Genomic DNA, 3,808 nt, shown 5'->3' on the forward strand with positions numbered 1-3,808 from the left:
TGGAAACGTGCAAATCTTTTAATTTGGATATTTTCGCCGATCTTTCCGATGGTTTCTTTAAGAACATCTTCAACGGTTTTCTGAGGATCTTTAATGTACTGCTGGCTTAACAGGCAGACTTCTTTATAAAATTTTTCCACCTTGCCGTCCACGATTTTGTCAATAATATTTTCGGGCTTTCCTTCTTCCAGCATCTGGGCACGATAGATTTCACGCTCTTTTTCAATAACGGATTGATCCACATCTTCGGGAACAAGACCGGCGGGGTTGGCAGCAGCAATGTGCATGGCAATATCTTTGGCAAACTTTTCAAAATCTTCAGTTTTTGCCACGAAATCGGATTCGCAGTTCACTTCAAGCAGCACACCCAGTTTTGCACCGGTATGAATGTAGGAGTAGATAATGCCTTCGCTGGTGGAGCGTCCTGCGCGCTTCGCTGCTTTAGCCAGGCCTTTTTTACGCAGAAGATCGATTGCGTTGTCCATATCTCCATCGGCCTCGGCCAGGACTCTTTTGCAGTCCATAATTCCCGAGCCGGTAGCAGCACGAAGCTCCTTTACCATTTGTGCAGTAATCTCTGCCATTTTATATGCTCCTTTGTTTCGAATATTTAAAATCTTAAATTATTTTTTTAGACCAGATCAGCCCCTGGCTGTTATTCAGCAGCTACAGGTTCCTGAATTTCTGCACTTTCCCCAGCAGTTGTTTTTCTTTTTATTTTCTCAATCACAGGCCCGTCCGTACCGTCAGAAATAACCTCAATACCGATTTGTTCTCCTGAAATGCCAGATGTCTTACCGGTACCTTCCTCCTTGTCTGAATCCGCACGCTGCCGCTCTTCCCAGATCTGATGACCTTCAATTACGGCATCGGCAATCCGGGAGGCAAACAGACGGATGGAACGGATCGCGTCATCGTTGCCGGGAATGACATAATCAATATCATCGGGGTCACAATTGGTGTCAACCACAGCGACAATAGGGATACCCAGTCGTTTTGCTTCTTTTACGGCGATGGTCTCATTTTTGGAGTCAATAATGAACAGGGCTGCGGGCAGCTTTTTCATATTTGAAATACCGCCAATGGCAAACTCAAGCTTTGCCTTATCCTTTAGCATTTTTGCCTGTTCTTTTTTGGGATAATTTTCCAACGTACCGTCATTTTCAATGGAATTTAAAAAATGAAAGCGGGAAATATTGTTTTTTATGGTCTGGAAGTTGGTCAGCATGCCGCCTAACCACCGATTTTCAACATAAAAACTTTCAGCTCTGTTGGCTTCTTCATAAATGGCTTCGGATGCCTGTTTTTTTGTAGCCACAAACAGCACATCACCACCGTTCGCAGCAATGTTTTTAATGAAATCGTGGGCCTGCCTGTACAACTTAACGGTCTGCTGAAGATCAATAATATAGATTCCGTTTCTGGCACCGAAAATGTACCGTTTCATTTTGGGGTTCCAGCGTTTGGTCTGATGTCCGAAATGTACCCCTGCTTCCAGTAATTCTTTAATTGTAATGTAAGCCATTTTTTCTCCAGTTTTTGAATGGTTTTTAATGTGCGTCCACTTGCCTCATCCCCGAAATCGACTTTAAAAAAGCACCGGATCACAGGTCCACAAGTGTGTGTTATATATTTGCAAAAGCAAAATCCAAATTTATATATCAAAAAGAGAGGGAACAATCAATTTATTTTTTAAAAACAGCGAGCCGATGATGTCCTGCAAGATCTTTGATAAAATCCAGCTCAGTGACCCAGGGAAACCCTTGGACAAGGCTTTTCACCAAAGGTTTCTGATCAAAACCGATCTCAAGGATCAAACGGCCGGAAGGTAAAAGCCGGTCTCCTGCCTGGGCAAGAATCACTCTGACGGCATCCAGGCCGTCAACGCCCCCATCCAACGCCTGGCGGGGCTCATGATCCCTGATTTCCGGGGATAGGGATTCAATGTCAGCACTGGGGATATAAGGCGGGTTTGACACAATCAGGTCAAACAGAGGCTGCGGCGCCACAGCAGCAAGCCAGTCTCCCCTAAAGAGTGACACAGGGGTCCGGGCAAATGACTTGGCGTTGGCGCAGGCCACAGCAAGTGCAGCCGAGGAGAGTTCACTTCCAAAATAGAGATGACTTTTACAGGCATTGGCAATGGAAATAATCACTGCACCCGACCCAACCCCAAGCTCTATCACCCGGGCCTGCCTGCCGCAATCTTCCATTTCCGACAGTATTTCTACAGCCGTTTCCACCAAAGTCTCCGTATCCGGCCTGGGAATGAGCACGCCCGGTGCAACCCTAAACTGCTCCTTAAAAAAACCCTTGTGGCCTGTGATATAAGCCACAGGTTCCCTTGCAATCCTGCGCCGGATAAGAATTTTAAACGCAGCAAGTTCCTGTTTTTCCAAAGGCCGGTCATGCTGAAGGTAAAGATCAAGACGCCGCAGCCCCAGGGCCTGCGCCAAAAGGATTTCGGCTGTAAGCCTAGGGCTGTCAACACTACGCTGTGAAAAATAGGTGTCTGCCCAGGAAAGAATGGATTTTATGCTCCAGACATTCACAGATCAACCATTCCAGACTAATTATGTTTCAATGCCAGGGCCTGGTTGTGCGCTCTCAAGGCATCGATAATTTCCTGGATATCGCCTTCCATGATACTGTCCAGCCGGTACAGGGTCAGACCGATACGATGGTCGGTCATCCGCCCCTGGGGGAAATTATAGGTGCGAATACGACCAGACCGGTCACCTGTACCTACCTGCCCTTTACGGTCCGCAGCCCGTTTGGCCTCCTCTTCCTGAATCTTGGCATCCAAAAGACGGGACTTGAGAACATTTAATGCCTTGGCCTTGTTTTTATGCTGGGATTTTTCATCCTGGCAGGTGGCCACAACGCCTGTGGGGATATGGGTAATGCGGACAGCGGAATCCGTGGTATTTACTGACTGGCCGCCAGGCCCCGAAGAACGGAACACATCCACCTTCAGGTCAGCAGGATTGATATCAATATCGACATCTTCGGCTTCAGGCAGCACGGCCACGGTCACCGCAGAGGTGTGAACACGGCCCTGGGTTTCAGTTTCAGGGACCCGCTGAACCCTGTGGATACCACTTTCATATTTGAACTGGGAATAAGCGCCTTTGCCCTGCACCATGGAAACCACTTCCTTGAACCCCCCTGCAGCCGAATCATTCTTCTCAATGATTTCGATTTTCCAGTGCTTGGACTCGACATACCTTGAATACATGCGGAAAAGGTCACCGGTAAAAATGCCGGCTTCTTCACCGCCAGTGCCGGCCCGGATTTCCAAAATAACGTTTTTCTCATCCCGGGGATCTTTGGGCATCAAAAGAATGTTAATTTGTTCATGCAACTGGGAAATTCTGGATTCAAGTACGGGGATCTCTTCCTTGGCCATGGCCCGGATGTCGGGATCGCTGTCCTTAAGAAGCTCTTTGGCCTCCTTAAGCTCTCCCTCTGCGCCCTCATATTCCCGAAACACCGGCACAATCTTGTTCAATTCACCGTGTTCCTTGAGATATCCCTGGTACTTTTTCTGATCCGCCATGACCCCGGGATCACTGAGCAGATGCTCAATTTTTATGAATCGTTCTTCAATGCCTTTTAATTTTTCAATCATGGTCAAATTGTCCCGGATGAAAATTCAAAAAGGGGTCTTTATTCAAGACCCCTTTTGCATACCTGTCGATAAAACAGCTAAACCAGCTTGTTTGCGTCAAATCCTGCATATTTTTTCTTGAAACGATCAATACGGCCGGCAGAATCGACCAGTTTCTGTTTCCCTGTAAAGAAAGGA

5 protein-coding genes are annotated in these 3,808 nt (G+C 47.1%); all 5 read right to left on the reverse strand.

The window, feature by feature from the left end; genetic code table 11:
- A partial coding sequence (gene tsf, locus B3D59_RS17760; RefSeq protein ID WP_286822478.1) for a translation elongation factor Ts occupies positions 1 to 584 on the reverse strand: 584 nt, incomplete at its 3' end.
- A gap of 71 nt (positions 585 to 655) precedes the next feature.
- Entirely contained in the window at positions 656 to 1,525 is an 870-nt protein-coding gene (gene rpsB, locus B3D59_RS17765; protein WP_286822479.1) for a 30S ribosomal protein S2, read from the reverse strand.
- A 160-nt stretch (positions 1,526 to 1,685) separates the two neighbouring features.
- Positions 1,686 to 2,552: a peptide chain release factor N(5)-glutamine methyltransferase gene (gene prmC, locus B3D59_RS17770; protein ID WP_286822480.1), complete on the reverse strand. Its 867-nt coding sequence runs from the start codon at positions 2,550 to 2,552 to the stop codon at positions 1,686 to 1,688.
- A gap of 17 nt (positions 2,553 to 2,569) precedes the next feature.
- Entirely contained in the window at positions 2,570 to 3,631 is a 1,062-nt protein-coding gene (gene prfA / locus B3D59_RS17775; protein WP_286822481.1) for a peptide chain release factor 1, read from the reverse strand.
- A 77-nt stretch (positions 3,632 to 3,708) separates the two neighbouring features.
- Positions 3,709 to 3,808: 50S ribosomal protein L31 (locus B3D59_RS17780; protein WP_286822482.1), on the reverse strand; the 100-nt coding region annotated here is incomplete at its 5' end.

Source organism: Desulfobacter sp. UBA2225 (assembly GCF_002348205.1).
Classification (GTDB): domain Bacteria; phylum Desulfobacterota; class Desulfobacteria; order Desulfobacterales; family Desulfobacteraceae; genus Desulfobacter; species Desulfobacter postgatei.

Excerpts from the sequence above, each read along its gene's own strand:
- rpsB (WP_286822479.1), bottom strand. The coding sequence starts at position 1,525 with ATGGCTTACATTACAATTAAAGAATTACTGGAAGCAGGGGTACATTTC.
- prfA (WP_286822481.1), bottom strand. The coding sequence starts at position 3,631 with ATGATTGAAAAATTAAAAGGCATTGAAGAACGATTCATAAAAATTGAG.